18 protein-coding genes are annotated in these 17,483 nt (G+C 61.5%); 10 read left to right on the forward strand and 8 right to left on the reverse strand.

The window, feature by feature from the left end:
• The first annotated feature begins 342 nt into the window (after positions 1-342).
• Genes F3W81_RS02790 through F3W81_RS02800 form a run of 3 tightly spaced genes read left to right on the forward strand, consistent with a single transcriptional unit; the run spans position 343 to position 1,658 of the window.
• Positions 343-882 carry a hypothetical protein gene (locus F3W81_RS02790; RefSeq protein ID WP_193082154.1) on the forward strand — a complete coding sequence of 180 codons (540 nt, stop codon included), beginning with the start codon at positions 343-345 and terminating at the stop codon, positions 880-882.
• Positions 882-1,280: a cell division protein ZapA gene (locus F3W81_RS02795; RefSeq protein WP_193082155.1), complete on the forward strand. Its 399-nt coding sequence runs from the start codon at positions 882-884 to the stop codon at positions 1,278-1,280. The genes F3W81_RS02790 and F3W81_RS02795 overlap by 1 nt, the downstream gene beginning before the upstream one ends.
• Before the next feature lie 33 nt (positions 1,281-1,313).
• Positions 1,314-1,658 (forward strand): MliC family protein, encoded by a 345-nt coding sequence (locus tag F3W81_RS02800; RefSeq protein WP_193082156.1) that lies wholly within the window; start codon positions 1,314-1,316, stop codon positions 1,656-1,658.
• Between the two features lie 8 nt (positions 1,659-1,666).
• Here F3W81_RS02800 and grxD read toward each other — a convergent pair whose 3' ends face one another.
• From grxD to F3W81_RS02840, 8 genes are all read right to left on the reverse strand, one after another.
• Positions 1,667-2,029, reverse strand: a complete 363-nt coding sequence (gene grxD, locus F3W81_RS02805) for a Grx4 family monothiol glutaredoxin (RefSeq protein ID WP_193082157.1) — start codon at positions 2,027-2,029, stop codon at positions 1,667-1,669.
• A gap of 59 nt (positions 2,030-2,088) precedes the next feature.
• Complete coding sequence (locus tag F3W81_RS02810) at positions 2,089-2,322, reverse strand: BolA/IbaG family iron-sulfur metabolism protein (RefSeq protein WP_119398138.1); 234 nt, start codon at positions 2,320-2,322, stop codon at positions 2,089-2,091.
• 204 nt (positions 2,323-2,526) lie between these two features.
• On the reverse strand, positions 2,527-4,686 hold the full coding sequence (gene purL, locus F3W81_RS02815) for a phosphoribosylformylglycinamidine synthase subunit PurL (RefSeq protein WP_193082158.1): 2,160 nt from the start codon (positions 4,684-4,686) through the stop codon (positions 2,527-2,529).
• 271 nt (positions 4,687-4,957) lie between these two features.
• On the reverse strand, positions 4,958-5,341 hold the full coding sequence (locus F3W81_RS02820) for a hypothetical protein (RefSeq protein ID WP_193082159.1): 384 nt from the start codon (positions 5,339-5,341) through the stop codon (positions 4,958-4,960).
• A gap of 282 nt (positions 5,342-5,623) precedes the next feature.
• Positions 5,624-6,205: a hypothetical protein gene (locus F3W81_RS02825; protein WP_193082160.1), complete on the reverse strand. Its 582-nt coding sequence runs from the start codon at positions 6,203-6,205 to the stop codon at positions 5,624-5,626.
• Positions 6,206-6,623: 418 nt separating this feature from the next.
• The gene (locus F3W81_RS02830) at positions 6,624-6,953 is read right to left on the reverse strand and encodes a hypothetical protein (RefSeq protein ID WP_193082161.1); all 330 of its coding nucleotides are present in this window, start codon (positions 6,951-6,953) and stop codon (positions 6,624-6,626) included.
• A 304-nt stretch (positions 6,954-7,257) separates the two neighbouring features.
• Positions 7,258-7,584 (reverse strand): hypothetical protein, encoded by a 327-nt coding sequence (locus F3W81_RS02835; protein WP_193082162.1) that lies wholly within the window; start codon positions 7,582-7,584, stop codon positions 7,258-7,260.
• A gap of 587 nt (positions 7,585-8,171) precedes the next feature.
• Entirely contained in the window at positions 8,172-9,092 is a 921-nt protein-coding gene (locus F3W81_RS02840; RefSeq protein ID WP_193082163.1) for a LysR family transcriptional regulator, read from the reverse strand.
• A 209-nt stretch (positions 9,093-9,301) separates the two neighbouring features.
• Here F3W81_RS02840 and F3W81_RS02845 point away from each other — a divergent pair, with 209 nt between their 5' ends.
• From F3W81_RS02845 to F3W81_RS02875, 7 genes are all read left to right on the forward strand, one after another.
• Positions 9,302-12,724, forward strand: a complete 3,423-nt coding sequence (locus F3W81_RS02845; RefSeq protein WP_193082164.1) for an indolepyruvate ferredoxin oxidoreductase family protein — start codon at positions 9,302-9,304, stop codon at positions 12,722-12,724.
• Positions 12,725-12,809: 85 nt separating this feature from the next.
• Complete coding sequence (locus F3W81_RS02850) at positions 12,810-13,733, forward strand: lysophospholipid acyltransferase family protein (RefSeq protein WP_193082165.1); 924 nt, start codon at positions 12,810-12,812, stop codon at positions 13,731-13,733.
• 45 nt (positions 13,734-13,778) lie between these two features.
• On the forward strand, positions 13,779-14,591 hold the full coding sequence (locus F3W81_RS02855; RefSeq protein ID WP_193082166.1) for a glutamate racemase: 813 nt from the start codon (positions 13,779-13,781) through the stop codon (positions 14,589-14,591).
• A 106-nt stretch (positions 14,592-14,697) separates the two neighbouring features.
• Positions 14,698-15,726 (forward strand): N-acetyl-gamma-glutamyl-phosphate reductase, encoded by a 1,029-nt coding sequence (argC, locus tag F3W81_RS02860; RefSeq protein WP_193082167.1) that lies wholly within the window; start codon positions 14,698-14,700, stop codon positions 15,724-15,726.
• A gap of 9 nt (positions 15,727-15,735) precedes the next feature.
• The gene (gene ccmE, locus F3W81_RS02865) at positions 15,736-16,194 is read left to right on the forward strand and encodes a cytochrome c maturation protein CcmE (RefSeq protein WP_193082168.1); all 459 of its coding nucleotides are present in this window, start codon (positions 15,736-15,738) and stop codon (positions 16,192-16,194) included.
• Between the two features lie 85 nt (positions 16,195-16,279).
• Positions 16,280-16,894, forward strand: a complete 615-nt coding sequence (locus F3W81_RS02870) for a holin-associated N-acetylmuramidase (RefSeq protein ID WP_193082169.1) — start codon at positions 16,280-16,282, stop codon at positions 16,892-16,894.
• Positions 16,885-17,427: a holin family protein gene (locus tag F3W81_RS02875; RefSeq protein WP_193082170.1), complete on the forward strand. Its 543-nt coding sequence runs from the start codon at positions 16,885-16,887 to the stop codon at positions 17,425-17,427. The genes F3W81_RS02870 and F3W81_RS02875 overlap by 10 nt, the downstream gene beginning before the upstream one ends.
• Positions 17,428-17,483: the final 56 nt, after the last annotated feature.

The raw sequence follows: 17,483 nt of genomic DNA on the forward strand, positions 1-17,483 counted from the left end.
TTCCTCTGTCCTGGGGGGCGGTGATAGCCGAAATGTTAGCGCTGCTCTTAGCAGCCGCACAGCGAAAGGCAAGGATAGCCGGGGCTTCTGGCCCGAAAACGTGGGGGATTTGGGAAAATACGGAGCATTCGATAGACTTGCCTAAACTCAACGCAGATCTATGATTCGCCAGATATGTCAAAAGGCTGGGCGGATTGCTTCAGGTGACGCCGAACGATATGAAAACCCGGATGCAAGTGCGCGCGGACCGGGATAAGACAGCCGGAACCAAAGGTCGGCTTCGTGATACCCCGGGCATTTCCGGACCAATTGCGCGGGTTGGCCGCAGTTTGATGAGGGCAGATGAGTAATCTCGAAGACTTGCAGGGCCGCATTCTTGCGGCAATGGAACGGATCGGTGCCGGCCTGGATGGCCTGGAGCCCGTCAAGGAGGCGCCGCCACCGGCCGCCCCTGGCGAGAGCGCTGAGGAGCTGATGCAGGCGCTTGAGGATGAGCGCTATGTCAGCGCCCAGCTGGAAGAACGCGTGCGTGCGCTGCATGAGCGACAGGACCAGCTGGAGGCCGAGCTTGAAGCGGCGCGCAACGCGCCCGCCGTGCTGCCAGAGGACGACACTGCCGCTGAAGTGATCGCAGCCCTTGGGCAAATGGAAACTGAAATCAACAAGTTGCGGGCGGTGAACGCGCATCTGCGTGAGAACAACCGTGCGATGCGGGACGTGCTGGCCAGTGGCTCAGGCGCGGATGTCGAGCTGCTGACGACCTCGGTCGAGGCCGAGATGGATGCATTGCGCGCTGATCACGCCGCTGCTCAGGCGCAGGCCGAGGCCATTCTGGCTGCTCTTGCGCCGTTTATTGCCGAACCCGAAACCGGAGAGAGCTGATGCCCGAAGTCGAGATTTCCGTTGGTGGCCGCACCTTTGAAGTCGCTTGCCAGGAAGGCGAAGAGGCGTTTCTTCAGGCGGCTGCGGCCATGCTGGACAGCGAAGCCACGGTTCTGGTCGAGCAGACGGGGCGTATTCCTGAAACCCGCATGTTGCTGATGTCGGGCCTGATGCTGGCGGATCGCACCGCCGGGGTCGAGGACAAGGTCAAAGGCATGGAGAGCGAAATCGAGTCGCTGAAAGCTGAGCTGAAGGCGTTGAAAGACGCGCCCCCGCCAGAACCTCAGCGTATCGAAGTGCCCGTCGTGCCCAATAGCGTGACCGACACGCTGGCCGAGCTGGCCGCACAGGCCGAAGCTCTGGCAGAGCGGGTTGAAGAGCGCGCCAGCGACAGTTGATCTGTCACGTTTAAGAAGTGCAAGGTGTTGAAGATGTTTACGAAAATATGTCTGACAGTTCTCGCTCTGGGCGCGGTTGCGGCGCCTTTGGCGGCTCAGGAGAGCCCCGTCCTCAAGGCGGTTTATACCTGCGAACGCGGTGTCAAAATCCCCGTGGCCTATATCATGGGGAAAAAACCGATGGCGGTGCTTTGGGCCGAAGGGCAGCTGGTGACGCTGTCGCAGAGCAAATCGGACGCGAATGAGCCCTATCGGACGGCCCAGGGCACCTCGGGCTATGTCTGGTGGAGCGAGGGCAAAAACGGCAAACTGGACTGGTTCGACAAGGAAAAAGGCGAAGAAGTGACCCTCTTCGCCTTCTGTAAAACACCAGAATAAAAGCCGGTTCAGCCGTTGGCTGCGCGGATCTTCTCAGCGGCGTCCTTGTCATAAGCGACGCCGCTTTGTTCAAACAGCGTGTCCAGCTCGCCCGACAGGGTCATTTCGGTGATGATGTCGCAGCCACCGACGAATTCGCCTTTGACATAAAGCTGCGGAATCGTCGGCCAGTCGGAATAATCCTTGATGCCCTGACGAATGTCGGTATCGGCCAGAACGTTGACGTCGGAATAATCGACGCCCATGTAGTTCAGCACACCGGCCACGCGGCTGGAAAACCCGCACTGCGGCATTTCCTTGGTGCCCTTCATGAAGAGAACGACGTCGTTCGCTTTTACGACGTCTGAGATTTTTTCTTTTACATCAGTCATTTGGTATCTCCGTTTAGGACGGGTGCGCTGGCTGTGTCAGCCGGGCCGCACTTGATTTCTCAGGGCGCGCGGGTGGTCAGGGCGAGGGCGTGCAGCTCGCCGGCGGGGCCGTCCATCTTGCCTTTCAGCGCGGCGTAGACCTCGCGCTGTTGCTGCACCCGGTTCTTGCCGCGGAAACTTTCATCCACGATCATGGCCGAGAAATGGGCGCCGTCGTCCCCCTGCACCTCGATTTGCGCATTGGGGAAGCTTTCGCGGATAAGTGCTTCGATATCCGAGGCCTGAATTGACATGCAACTCTCTCCGTATTCGTCTTCGTGGAAAATGTAAGCCTTGCCGGTCATGCCTGCAAGAGCCGTGGTTTTGAAGGCCTGACAGGGCCGTGCGGTATCCCGTCGGTACTGCGTCGGTAACACGTCGGTATTGCAGCGCGGCATTTCAACCGGGCCGCACCCGGCTGTTCAGCTGGTGCGGCCCGAAAAAACCATCGCTTGGCGTCAGGCGAACGCCGCGCCGAAGCTGGAGCGGTAGATCGCGGCGAGGTCTGCCAACGGCGCGGACTGGCCGCCGAAATTGACATTGTCACCGCCGAACTTGCCGACGGATGTCAGCGGCACGCCGGCGCGACCGGCATTGACCATCAGCGCCTCGGCCGAGTCGAAGTTGCAGGCGATGAGGTAGCGCGCCTGATCCTCGCCAAACAGCTCGGCCTGATCCGAGGTGGAGAGGGTGACGCCGACACCGGCGGTCTCGGCCATCTCGAAGGCGGCGAGGGCGAGGCCCCCGTCCGAGAGGTCCGTGCAGGCGGTGATCCAGTCGATATTGTCGCGGATGAAGGTGCCGTTGCGCTTTTCGACCTCAAGATCGACCGGCGGTGCGTCGCCCTCAACCCGGTTGAAGACCTCGGCGAGCAGGGCTGACTGGCCAAGGTGGCTGCCGACCTCGCCGACCATCAGCAGAACGTGGCCGTCGCGGGCCTTGCCGTTGATCGCCTTGGAGGCATCGGCAATCAGGCCAACGGCGCCAATCGTCGGGGTCGGCAGGATGCCGGAGCCGTCGGTTTCGTTGTAGAGCGAGACGTTGCCCGACACGATCGGCATGTCGAGGGCCGCGACGGCAAGGCCGATACCTTCGATGGCGCCGACGAACTGGCCCATGATCTCGGGCTTTTCGGGGTTGCCGAAGTTCAGGTTGTCGGTCGAGGCGAGGGGCAGGGCGCCGACGGCACAAAGGTTGCGATAGGCCTCGGCCACCGCTTGCTTGCCGCCCTCGACCGGGTTCGCCTTGACGTAGCGCGGGGTCACGTCCGAGGTGAAGGCGAGGGCTTTTTTCGTGCCGTGTACCCGGATGATGCCTGAGCCCAGACACGGGCCTCGTGTGGTATCGGCCATCACCATCGAATCGTACTGGTCATAGACCCACTGTTTCGAGGCGTAGTTGGGCGAGGAGATCAGCGCGCGCAGCCCGTCGATGGGATCGACAGAGGCAATTTCGCCCAGCGGCTCTGCCGGCGGGGTCGGCACATGCGGGCGGTCGTATTCCGGGGCGTTGCCCGAGAGCGCGCGCAGCGGCAGATCGGCCATGACCTTGCCATTGTGTTCGATGATGAAGCGATCCTCGGCAATGGTTTCACCGACGATGGCGAAGTCGAGGTCCCATTTGTCGAAGACGGCGCGGGCGACGTCTTCTTTTTCCGGGCGCAGCACCATGAGCATGCGCTCCTGGCTCTCGGACAGCATCATCTCATAGGCGGTCATGTTTTCTTCGCGGCAGGGCACGAGGTTGAGGTTGAGCTTGACGCCCAGCTCTCCCTTGTCGCCCATTTCCACGGCAGAGCAGGTCAGACCCGCAGCGCCCATATCCTGAATAGAGATGACGGCGCCGGTCTGCATCAGTTCAAGGCAGGCCTCCATCAGGCGTTTTTCGGTGAAGGGGTCACCGACCTGAACAGTGGGGCGCTTTTCCTCGATCGTGTCGTCGAATTCGGCCGAGGCCATGGTGGCCCCGCCGACGCCGTCGCGGCCGGTTTTCGCACCGAGGTAGACGACGGGCATCCCGACACCAGAGGCGGCGGAGTAAAAGATCTTGTCAGCATCGGCCAAGCCCGCCGCGAAGGCGTTGACCAGGCAGTTGCCGTTATAGGCGGGATCAAAGCGGACTTCGCCGCCGACCGTCGGCACGCCGAAGCAGTTGCCGTAACCGCCGACACCTTCCACGACGCCGTGCACCAGTTGCTTTGTCTTGGCCAGCGAAGGGTCGCCGAAGGAGAGCGAGTTCATCGCCGCAACCGGACGCGCGCCCATGGTGAAGACATCGCGCAGGATGCCGCCGACGCCGGTGGCCGCGCCCTGATAGGGTTCGATGTAGGAGGGGTGGTTGTGGCTTTCCATCTTGAAGACGACGGCCTGACCATCGCCGATATCCACCACACCGGCGTTTTCGCCGGGACCACAGATCACTTGCGGGCCTGTGGTCGGCAGGGTGCGAAGCCATTTCTTCGACGACTTGTAAGAACAATGTTCGTTCCACATGGCCGAAAAGATGCCGAGTTCGGTGAACGTCGGTTCGCGCCCGATGATGCGCAGGACTTCGGCATATTCCTCGGGTTTGATCCCGTGGCTCGCGATCAACGCATCGGTGATTGCCGGTTCTTGCATATTTGTCCCCTCTGACGATGCGCCCCGATTTACGCGACTGACGCGCGATGGGAAAGGGCTTGACGCAAAAATGCCGCTCTTGTGGTGTCCTTGGCGCATCCGGCGGCGTAACGCGCTGCGATTTTCGCGCCTTTGGTGGGCATGCAGTACTCTCGGGGCCGAGGACGGGACAGATAGAAGGGGACGCGAGCGTGCCGCATCTCCTTTCGGGCTCCCCCCATCTGGAGCATGGATCAATCGCGCTCTGCGATCAACTGGTCGTCATGCGCCGTCAGTACTGGCCGCCATTGGGTGTCACAGGGACAAATTCGCCACGACGGTCGTAGGTGACGTTGGACGAGGCGGTGGTGCTTTTGGTCACGATCATCGGGGTGTCGCCGGGTTTGGCAGGCACGATCATGCCGCGGCGGTCATAGGTGAAAGCGGTCGTGACGGTGGTGCCTTTGGTGACGATCATCGGAGTGTCGCCAGCCTGGGCGGGCACGATCTTGCCACGGCGATCATAGGTGAGGCTGGAGACGATGGTGTGGGTCGCCGTGCTGGTCACAACTGGTGCGCTGACGTCGCCGTTTCCGGTATAGCCATTGGCAACAGCGGTGAGTGGCAGAAGTGCGGCAATAGCAGCGCCAGAGATGATTTTTGCAAACGTGTTCATGGATTTAGTCCTTATTCAGAATGTCGCCGGACGGTGTCGTCTTGGCGTCTGGTAAGGATTTAAGCGCAGCAACGGCACTCTGCGAGGGCCCGAGACGAACAGTTCACTTTGCAGAAATGCACCATCTGAAAGTGATCAATTCCGGAGGGTATACGGGGCTCGTTCTGGGCAGGTTTCCAGTGGTGAAATCATCTCTGAAAATGCAAAAGGGGGACCCGAAATATCGGATCCCCCTTATATGAGGTGGGCCGCCTGAGCAGAGGCGGCTCAGATCAAGACCAATCAGTTGTTGGTTTTGATCTCGACACCTTCTTCGGCTTGGAACGTGGCTTTGATGGCGTCATAGTCGCCCTTCATGACCAAGCTGCCGTCGGTTGTGATCGTGGTCACCGGAAGCAGAGCGCGCATGGCTGTGGTTTCCAGCGTGGAGTCCAGTGCCACTTCGGCCAGCAGGTCGCCGTTGGCCTGTTCGTAAACGCTGCTCACCGAGCCGACCGCTTTGTTGTCGCTGGAGACGACCAGTTGGCCATCCAGCGGCGATTCGACCAGTTTGGCGTTGGCCAGCAGTGTGTCGAAATCACGCTCTTGCACGGGGATCATGTCGGGGCCGTTGGCTTTGGTTGCGACGATTGCATCGCTGAAGCGTTTGGCCGGATCCATGTCGCCACGGCTGTCATAAGTCTGGTCGGTGACAACCTTGGGATTGCTTTTGTCGGCTTCAACAGACTCGACGGAAGGGACGGCTTTGCCTGTGCCTTTGAAGGTCGAATTCACGTCAGCAACCGTTTCGGCATTGGCGATGCCCGCGAGGGGGATAAGTGCTGCAACGGATGCGCCGGCGAGGAATTTTGCAAAGGTGTTCATGGTGTTACTCCTTAAGTTCGTTCGTCGTTATCGTTGAGAATGAAATGCCTCGCAGGCCAAATAGTTCCCAAAAAATGCGCTGATCTACGTCGCTGTATGGTCCAGGACCGGGCGCATATGCATACTTTCGTATGCAAAAATCCTGATTTTTCCCAAAGGTTACGGGCTCCTAGAGGCTGAGGACCGAAGCACGACATCTGCGAAAAATAAAATGCGTCTGGCCTTGGATCTCCACGGTGATGTCTGGCATGGCCTGCAGTTTTTAGGGATCCGGCTGCAACTTCAGGCGCAGTGCGGCGGCAAAACCGGGGCGGCCTGGACATATAGAAGGGGACACGGCGCGCCGCATCCCCTTTCAGGCCCCTATTGAAGGGCAGAGTGATCAATCGCCTGTGCGATCAATCTGTCTTTGGGTCGTTCAATCGAAAAGCGTCTCTTTTGCGCGGTCGCCATTCTGGGCCGGCACGATTTTGCCGCGACGGTCATAGGTGAAGTTCGTGACGACGCTTTTGCCTTTGGATTCGATCAACGGCTGGTCACCTGGTGTGGCGGGCACGATGCGGCCACGGCTGTCATAGGTGTACTGACGCTTAACCGAGGTGGCGGCGGAGTCTTGCGCCACAGCGGCGGCATTGCGGCCGGTGCCCTCAAAAGTGACGTTCTGTTCTGCGCTGGTGTTGGCAAAAGCCGACAGAGGCAGAAGGGCAACAACGGCAGCGCCGGAGAGGATTTTTGTAAAGCTGTTCATAACATTTTCCTTTTCAGTCTCGTGCCGGACGTTTCCGTCTCGGCGTCTGTTATGGATCTAGGTGCGGCAGTGGTGGTCTTGTATGGTCCGAGATGAACAGCCGGGATGCGTATATGCACAGACGGAAATGGGAACCAAATGCGATGTCGCTGCAGCGCCTGCGATTCCGTTCCTGTCGGCTGATGCGGCGTTTGGAGGGAGCGGACATATAGAAGGGGACGCGGCACGCCGCATCCCCTTTCGGGCTCCGATCCCGGAGCAGAGTGATCCGTCGCGTTCTGCGACCGATCTGTCGTTGGGTCGATCAGTCGAAGTTCGAAACCACAGCGCCGTCATTGTGCGCCGGCACGAAGTCACCGCGACGGTCATAGGTGAAGTTCGACACGACGCCCGTACCTTTGGTCACGACGAGGGGGGTATCACCGGGGGTGGCGGGCACGATGCGGCCACGGCTGTCGTAGGTGTACTGACGCTCGACCGAAGTCGTGCCGGAATCGGCTGCAACGGCGGCTGCGTTACGGCCGGTGCCTTGGAAGGTGATGTTCTGTTCTGCATTGGTGTTGGCGAAAGCCGACAGCGGCAGAAGAGCAACAACAGCAGCACCGGAGAGAATTTTTGTAAACGTGGTCATAATCATAATCCTTTTCAGAGTGTCGCCGGACGTTCCCGTCTCGGCGTCTGTGAAGGATTTATGACGCGGGCATGCTCTCTGCCACCTGCCGAGATGAACAGTTCAGTTTGCAAAAACGCACAGGGTCCCCCCCCTTGAAATCCGAGACCGGCAGTACAGCAGGTTGGGGAGCGGTTGACGTCTGACAGCACGAATCGACCGGCCTGGCACCGGGGGATATTTATGACATGTTTTCGGGGAACAAAAAAAAGGCCGGACACGAAGTCCGGCCAAGTCCAACAGGGAGGTATGAAGATGATGCGCTGGTAAGCAGCATCACCGTCGAACGCTGAAATATGCGTCGGAGTTGAAACGATCAAGTCCGAAAATACCGCCGGTTTGACATGCCTGCCATGCGTCTTGCGCAAGGGCGGACGGCGCGATCCTGCCAGCGCCAAGCCTGCAAGGGTCCGCGGCTGTGCGGAGCCGCGCAATGTATCGGGGGTGTGGTGGTTCTGAGGCCAATATCTGCGCGCAGATGTCGCGGCGATAGGGCTGGGCCGTGTACCAGACAGGCAGCGGGGCTGCCGGTCTGGTATGTGTCGTGCTCAGTTGTCGTCGGGGGTGCGTTCGCGCAGCTCACGCAGGTTACGGCGGTGGCTGATGATCTCTTCCTGGACGAAATCACGGAAGGCGGCGACGCGCTTGGAATGGCGCAGCTCCTCCGGGAAGGCGAGGAAAACGGGGACTTCGACCGACTCGATATCGGGAAAGACCCGTTCGAGATTGGGGAAATCCTCAATCAGGTAGTCGGGTAGCACGCCGATACCAAGGTCATGGATGACGCCCTGCAACACGCCGAAGTAGTTGTTGACGGTCAGATTGGAGTGCACGTCATTGGCCAGCAGCCGGTTGATCAGCGACGCCCCGGCGGAAACCTGAGGCGCGCTCGGCGCCTGGCAGATCAGACGGTGCGAGGAGAGTTCCTCAAGCCGTTCGGGGCGGCCCATCTTGGCAAGGTAGCCGGAGCTGGCATAGCAGCGCATCCGGATCGACATCAGCCGCTTGCGGATCAGGTCGGCCTGAGAGGGTTCCTTCATGCGCACGGCCACGTCGGCCTCGCGCATCGGCAGGTCGAGCACACGTTCCTCAAGCATCAGGTCGATCTTGAGGTCGGGGTACTTGTCGTAGAGCTTGGGCAGGCGCGGCGCGAGCCACAGCGTGCCGAAGCCGACGGCGGTGGTGACGCGCAGCTCTCCGAAGACCTCTTCCTCGGAATCGCGGATCCGGGCGGTGGCTGTATCGAGTCGTTTTGCCATCGAGCGCGTGGCATCGAACAGCAATTCGCCCTGCTCGGTCAGAATCAACCCGCGTGCGTGGCGGTGAAACAGGGTGGTGTTGAGGCTTTCCTCAAGACCGCGGATCTGACGCGAGACGGCTGATTGTGACAGATGCAGGGAATCCCCGGCGTGTGTGAGACTGCCAGCATCCGCGACTGCGTGGAATATTCTGAGCTTGTCCCAGTCCATATTACTCAATTCTGCTGTTGGTTCTGACGTCCGCGCAATTATTCATCGCATAAACGGCTAACGCCAGTGTTAACGGGGGTAGGGCCATTTTCTTGGGGTCCACATAGCGATGACTATAGTGCAGTAACAGGAAATTTTTGAAATTTACTTCCTAAGGTCACCCTTTGTGACCTAACCTTGCTCTATAATAAGGCAGGGGAGGCACTATTATGACTCAACCTCGGATCAGCCTGAACGACAGGTTCGACCTGACCAAGTCCCCGGTGCTGCTGAACGGTACGCAGGCACTGGTGCGGCTTATGCTGGCACAAAAAGCGCGCGATACGGCACGGGGTCTGCATACGGCAGGCTTTGTCACCGGCTATCGCGGCTCGCCTCTGGGGGCAGTGGATCAGCAGATGTTGCGGGCGCAGAAAATTCTGACCGAACACGACATACGCTTTCAGGAGGGCCTGAACGAGGATCTGGCCGCGACCGCCCTCTGGGGGGCGCAGCAGGCCGAGCTGCGCGGCGAGGGGCGTTTCGACGGCGTCTTTGGCCTATGGTACGGCAAGGGGCCGGGGGTGGATCGGTCGGGCGACGCGATGCGCCATGCCAATATGGCCGGGACGGCGGCCAATGGCGGCGTGCTGATGGCCATGGGCGATGATCACACGGGCGAGAGCAGCACCGTGCTGCACCAGAGCGAGTGGGCGCTGGTGGATGCCTATATGCCCATCGTCAGCCCCGCCGGTGTGCAGGAGATCATGGACCTCGGGATCTATGGCTATGCGCTGAGCCGGTTTTCCGGGCTCTGGGTCGGTCTGAAGACGATGAAGGACACGGTTGAGGCGACCAGCGTTGTCGATGGCGATCCTGAACGCGTGCAGATCACCCTGCCAGAGTTCGACATGCCCGAGGGCGGGTTGAACATTCGTCTGGGAGATTCCCCGCCCGCGCAGGAAGCGCGGATGATCGACTACAAGCGCTACGCGGCGGAGGCGTTCGCGCGCGCCAACCGGATCGACAAGCGGGTCTGGGGCAAGCCCGGCGCCAAGATCGGCTTTGTCGCGGCGGGCAAGAACTGGCTGGATCTGCAACATGCGCTGAGCCTGCTGGGCGTGGATGAAGCCGAGGCCGAGCGTCTGGGCATCACCACCTACAAGGTGGCGCAGGTCTGGCCGCTGGACATGCTGTCGTTTCACGAGTGGGCCGAGGGGCTGGATCTGATCGTCGTGGTCGAGGAAAAGCGCAAGCTGATCGAGGTGCAGGTCAAGGAGGCGATCTTTGACGACCGCCGGGGCCGTCGCGTCTATGGCTGGCACAAGGGCGGTGGCGCGGGCAATATGCACGGGCCGGAGCTGTTTCAGACCAAGCTGGCGCTGGACCCGGTGATGATCGCCGAACGCCTCGGCGCGATCCTGATCGAGGAGGGGCGCGACACCGACCGCATCAAGGCGGGGCTGTCGGCCCTCGGCGAGGTACGGCGCAACGACAATGTCACCGATATTGCGGCACGGCTGCCGTACTTCTGTTCGGGGTGTCCGCATAACTCCTCCACCAAGGTGCCAGAGGGCAGCCGCGCTTATGCCGGGATCGGCTGTCACTATATGGTGCAGTGGATGGACCGAAAGACCGAGGGCTTCACCCATATGGGGGCCGAGGGCGCAAACTGGATTGGCGAGGCGCCGTTTTCCACCCGCGACCATGTGTTCCAGAATCTCGGGGATGGGACGTACAACCACTCCGGCGTGCAGGCGATCCGGGCGGCTTTGGCCAGTGGCGTCAACATCACCTACAAGATCCTGTTCAACGACGCGGTGGCGATGACCGGGGGCCAGGCGAATGAGGGCGGGTTGACCGCCTATCGCATCGCACGCGAACTGCTGGCCATGGGCGTCACCCATGTCGAGGCGGTGTACGACGAGAAGGAAGAGCTGGACCTGACGTTGTTCCCCAAAGAGGTCAAGCTGAGCGAGCGGGCCGAGCTGGAGCGCGTGCAGAAGGATTGCACTAGGATCGAGGGCGTCAGCGCCATCATCTACGTGCAGACCTGCGCCGCTGAAAAACGCCGCCGTCGCAAAAAGGGCAAGTTCCCTGATCCCGACAAGCGGGTGTTCATCAATACCGACGTTTGCGAAGGCTGTGGCGATTGCGGTGTGCAGTCGAACTGTGTCTCCATCGTCCCGGTCGAGACGGAGCTGGGCCGCAAGCGGGCGATTGACCAGTCCAGCTGCAACAAGGATTTCAGCTGTGTGAAGGGCTTCTGCCCCAGCTTCGTGACGCTGGAGGGCGCCGTGGTGCGCAAGGAGGCCGCGGATACCGCCGCGCTTGAGCTGCCCGAGATGCCGAGCCCCGAGATCGCGCCGATTGTCGGCACGCATAATATCGTCCTCACCGGCGTCGGCGGCACCGGCATCGTCACCATCGGCGCCGTGTTGGCGCAGGCCGCGCAGATCGACGGCAAGGGCGCGGGCATGATGGAGATGGCGGGCCTCGCCCAGAAGGGCGGCGCGGTGCATATCCACCTGCGGCTGGCCGAAACCCCCGGCGCGATCAACGCCATCCGTGTGGCCACCGGCGAGGCGGATGCGCTGATCGGTGGCGATCTGGTGGTCTCTGCCGGGTCCAAGACGCTGGGGCTGACGCGCACCGGCAAGACCGGCGGCGTGGTGAACAGCCATGAGATCATCACCGGCGATTTCACCCGCAATACCGAGTTCGCTCTGCCCGCCGACCGGCTGGCGCTGCAATTGCAGGCGCGCCTGAACGACCGGCTGAGCCTGTTCGACAGCTCGGATCTGGCGAAGACGACGATGGGTGACAGCATCTATTCCAACATGATGCTCTGTGGCGCGGCGTGGCAAAAGGGGCTGGTGCCGCTGAGCTATGATGCGATCTCTCAGGCGATCACGCTGAACGGGCAGGCGGTGGAGGCCAACAAGCGCGCCTTCGAGATTGGCCGCTGGGCGGTGCTCTATCCCGAGCAGGCCGAGGCGCTGCTGACCCCGAAGGCCGCCGCCGCCCCGAAAACGCTGGAGGAGCGCATTGCCTTCCGCGAGACGCATCTGACGGCCTATCAGAACAAGGCCCTCGCCCGCCGCTACCGCGCGGCGGTGGAGCGTTTCACCGACCCCGCGCTGAAGGAGGCGGTGGCGAAAAGCTATCACAAGCTGCTGGCCTATAAGGACGAATACGAAGTCGCCCGGCTGCTGCGCGATACCCGCAGAAAGGCCGAGGCGGAGTTCTCGGGTGATTTCCGCATGACCTATCACCTCGCCCCGCCGGTGGTTGAGAAGACCGGGCAGGACGGGCTGCCGGTGAAGCGTACCTTCGGCCAGTGGATGGGGGTGCCGTTGTCGGTGCTGTCGCACCTCAAGGTACTGCGCGGCACACGGCTCGACATCTTCGCGCGCACCGAGGAGCGCAAGATGGAGCGCGCCCTGATCACCCAGTTCGAGGCGGATATGGAGCTGTTGCTGGCGGGCTTTGCGCCGGAACAGCACGAAACGGCCCTCGCATTGGCCGAACTGCCGCTGTCGATCCGCGGCTATGGGCCGGTGAAGGCTGCGAACGAGGCCAAGGCAGCCAAGCAGAGAGAGGCTTTGCTGGCCAGTTTGCAACACGGACCTGTGCGGGCCGCAGCCGAATAAGGGGGATCTTAAGACAATGCTGGAACGAATCCGGGGAGGCGACTAGAGAACCTGAAATGTCTGCAGATAGTCCGGACCCGATGCCATGACTGTGAATGTCCTGCCCAATCCCGATGGCCCGCGCGCCCCGACCCGGCGTCAGATCGCGCGCGAGCTGTCCTATGCCCATAGCGCCGCAACGCGCGGTGGGCGGACGGTGATCCGCGTCATGGAAAACGCGCTCGGTCGGCATGCGCTGATCCGGCGCGCCGATGGCTATGATCGTGACATGGAAGAGGCCGGGCGCGATTTCTGGTCGATCATCATGGAGCGCTACGGGCTGAGCCTGAACGTGATCGGCGGCGCGCTGGAGAATATCCCCGCCACCGGGCCGCTGATCGTGATCGCAAACCATCCCTACGGTATCCTCGACGGGCTGATGATGGGGCATATCCTGCAGGAGCGGCGCGGCGATTTTCGCATCCTCGCCAACCGGGTCTTCAACAAGTCCAGCGATCTGGACCGGGTAATCCTGCCGATCAGCTTTGACGGCACGCGCGAGGCCGTGGCGATGAACCTTGAAACCCGCAAGGAGTCGCTGCGCTACCTCGGGCAGGGCGGCGCGATGGGGATCTTTCCCGGTGGTACCGTCAGCACAGCGATCAGGCCTTTTTCGCACCCGATGGACCCCGGCTGGCGCGGCTTTACCGCTCGTATGATCGCCAAAAGCGGCGCGACGGTGGTGCCGGTGTTCTTTGACGGGCAGACCTCTCGGCTGTTCCAGATCGCCAGCCACCTGCATTCGACCCTGCGCATGGGCCTGCTGCTGCGCGAATTCAAGACGCGGATCGATCTGCCGGTGAATGCTGTGATCGGGGAGCCGATAGCGCCAGCGGTGTTGCTCGGGCTTTCGGGCGATACGAAAGCAATGATGGATTTCCTGCGCAAAGCGACCTATGAACTGTCGCCGAAGCCGCTGGAAACTTACGACTACGGCTTTGAATTTGATACCAAATATCGGGCACAATAGACTGCGGGGCGCAGATCCCGCGGCACATCAAGACAGGCGCAGAACATGGCTGTTGGGATTTTCGATTCGGGTCTGGGCGGGCTGACCGTGCTAGATGCTTGCACAAAGCGGCTGCCTGAGGTGCCCTTTGTCTATTACGGCGACAACGCCTGCGCGCCTTATGGTGTGCGCGACGCCGATGACATTCTGGAGCTGACCAAGAAGGGCACGCAGCGGCTGTTCGACGCCGGCTGCGATCTGGTGATTCTGGCCTGCAACACCGCCAGCGCCGCCGCTCTGCGCCGGATGCAGGAAAGCTGGGTGCCGCAGGACAAGCGCGTGCTCGGCGTCTTCGTGCCGCTGATCGAGGCGCTGACAGAACGGCAATGGGGTGACAATTCGCCACCCCGCGCCGTCGCTGTGGAGCATGTGGCGCTGTTCGCTACGCCCGCGACCGTGTCCAGCCGGGCGTTCCAGCGTGAACTGGCGTTCCGCGCCATCGGTGTCGATGTCGAGGCACAGGCCTGTGGCGGTCTGGTCGATGCGATCGAGGAAGGCGACATGATCCTGGCCGAGGCGCTGGTGAAATCCCATGTCGAGGCGTTGAAGCGCAAGATGCCGAAACCACAGGCCGCGATCCTTGGCTGCACCCATTATCCATTGTTGCAGGAGGTGTTTCAGGCGGCGCTCGGGGCCGATGTCTCGGTCTACAGTCAGGCCAACCTCGTGGCCGAGTCACTGGCCGATTACCTGATCCGCCGCCCGCAGATGCGTGGCCCGGGCGAGGTGTCGATGTTCCTGACCACGGGCAATCCGGGCCGGGTATCGACCCATGCGACGCAATTCCTGCGCCGACGGATCGACTTTCACGCGGCCTGAGGGCTGGCGGCGCGTTGTTGCCATTGGGCCGCGCGCCACCGAAACGTCTTGAATGCATGCGGGCCATGCCGCATGTAAGTCTCGTTTACGCTGTTGCGGGGAAACCATGACCAAGAAGATCGCTATCATCGGCGCCTCGGGCTATACCGGGGCCGAGCTTATCCGTCTGATCGCCACCCATCCGGGGATGGAGATTGCCGCCCTGGCCGCCAATTCCAAGGCGGGGCAGAGCATGGCTTCGGTCTATCCGCATTTGCGACACCTCGGGCTGCCGGATCTGGTGACCGTGGATCAGATCGACTTTGACCAGATCGACCTCGCCTTCTGCGCACTGCCGCACAAAACCAGCCAGGAAGTGATCCGTGATCTGCCGAAAACGTTGAAGATCGTCGATCTTTCGGCGGATTTCCGGCTGCGGGACCCGGCAGAGTACGAGAAATGGTATGGCAATGCCCACGCCGCGGCCGAAATGCAGGGCGAGGCGGTTTATGGCCTGACCGAGTTCTACCGGACCGAGATCGCCGCTGCGCGTCTCGTGGCCGGCACCGGTTGCAACGCCGCGACGGGTCAGTTCACCATCCGTCCGCTGATCGAAGCTGGCGTCATCGACCTCGACGAGATCATCCTCGACATGAAATGCGCTGTCTCTGGCGCCGGGCGCAGCCTGAAGGAAAACCTGCTGCACGCCGAGCTGAGTGAGGGCTACAATGCCTATGCTGTTGGCGGCACGCACCGGCATCTGGGCGAGTTCGATCAGGAGTTCTCCAAACTGGCTGGGCGCGATGTGAAGGTGCAATTCACCCCACATCTGATGCCTGCAAACCGCGGTATCTTGTGCACCGCCTACCTCAAGGGCGAGGCGCAAGCCATTCACGCCGCGCTGCAAAACGCCTATGCCGATGAGCCGTTCATCGTGGTTCTGCCGTTTGGCGAGACGCCCTCGACCCACCATATCCGCGGCTCGAATTTCGTGCATATCGGGGTGACAGGGGATCGTATCGGCGGGCGTGCGATCGTGGTCTCTGCACTGGATAACCTGTGCAAAGGCTCCAGCGGGCAGGCGATTCAGAATGCCAACCTGATGCTTGGGCTGCCTGAGACAGAGGGGCTGATGATGGCCCCGCTGTTCCCGTAAGGTCGGCTGATGCGCGGGCTGAAGAAGAAGCGCCGGATCCAGATCATCGTTCTGGCTTTCGTGGCGCTGGCAGGCTCCACCGCCTTGGTGGGCTATGCCATGCAGGACGGCATCAACTTCTTCCGCTCGCCCAGTCAGGTGATGGCCCAGGCCCCCAGCCCGAACGAGCGGTTTCGCATCGGCGGGCTGGTGGAAGAGGGTACTCTGACGCGCGACGCGGGCGAGGTGATTCACTTTGCCGTGACGGATGGCGGGGCCTCGGTTCCCGTCGTCTACAAGGGTATCCTGCCGGATCTGTTCGGCGAGGGGCAAGGCATGATCGGCACCGGACGCTACATCAACGGTGTCTTTGAAGCCACAGAAATCCTTGCCAAACATGACGAGAGCTATATGCCGAAAGAGGTCGTCGACGCGCTGAAGGAACAGGGCGTCTACAAGCCCTCCGAAGGCAGCAAGGCCGGCAGCTGAGCGACAAGCGCGCGGTGGCAGAAGGCCCGGTTAACCGGGATTGCCACATCCTTGCCACGGTGAAAATCGTGCAGGAGACGCGACCATGTCCACCGAGGTACATCGCATAGCAGAGCAAATCGTGGCGCGCGAAGGCGGCTACGCCAATGATCCCGACGATCCCGGCGGGGCGACAAATTTTGGCGTCACACTGGCCACGATGCAGCGGTTGAAACTGGATCTGAACAATGATGGCCGCGTAAACGCGCAGGACGTGAAGACACTGAGCCGTGAGCAGGCGGTTGATATTTTCGTCGATCATTATTTTCACCGCCCCGGCATTTCGAAATTACCCGAACCGCTCTGGGCCAGTGTGTTTGACATGCAGGTCAATGCCGGATCGAACGCGGTCAAGATCCTGCAACGGCTGCTCTGTCAGATGGGCTGGGCTGTCAGTGTCGACGGTGCCATTGGCCCGCAGACCCTTCGTGCCTGTGCCGCCGCGTTCGAAGACGCGGGAGAGCTGCTGCGAGACGCCTATGGGATCGCGCGGCGCAATTATTACTTTCAGATTGCGGACAAACGTGTGTCGAGCCGGAAATACGTGCGCACGCGCGCGGGAGGGAAAGGCGGCTGGATCCGCCGGGCAGAGGAATTCATCTCGCCACGCTACCACATGACCGACGCGGATTTTCAGCGGAGGGTTGCCGCATGGGCCTGATCGATCTGGTCTTTGGTGCGCTGTTCGGTGGTGGCCGCAACGTCGTGCGCGAGACGGCGGAGGTGTTTCGCGTCAATGCCGAGGCCGCCTCGCAGCGCGAGAACGACGCGGTGAACGCTGCGTTGCAGCAGCACGCGGGCGAATTCCGGGACACGCGGCAGGGCTTTGATCGCTTCATGGATGCCCTGAACCGGTTGCCGCGCCCGGCCATGGCGCTTGGGTGTATCGGGCTGATGGCGTCCTCCATGGCCAGTCCGGTTTGGTTTGCCGAGCGGATGCAGGGCCTCGCGCTGGTGCCAGAAGCGCTGTGGTGGTTGATTGGGGCTGTCGTGTCGTTTTATTTCGGGGCGCGTCATCAGGCGAAAGGGCAAGAGTTTCAGCGCGACATCGTTCAAAGCGTGGCGCGCGTGCCGCAGGTAACCGAGGCGATACAGCGGCTGGAGGAGCTGCGCTCCGGCGCGAAGCCTACTGCTTTGCTCGAGGAAGCAGCGGATTCCAACGCGGCGCTGGAGGCATGGACCCAACGCCACTGAAATCATGCGGAAAGCGGCAGGGGGGCGCGACAATTCTGTCGCGTCCATACGCGTAT

Origin of the sequence: Pseudooceanicola spongiae, from assembly GCF_014899185.1 — a bacterium.
In the GTDB taxonomy this organism is placed as follows: Bacteria; Pseudomonadota; Alphaproteobacteria; order Rhodobacterales; family Rhodobacteraceae; genus Pseudooceanicola; species Pseudooceanicola spongiae.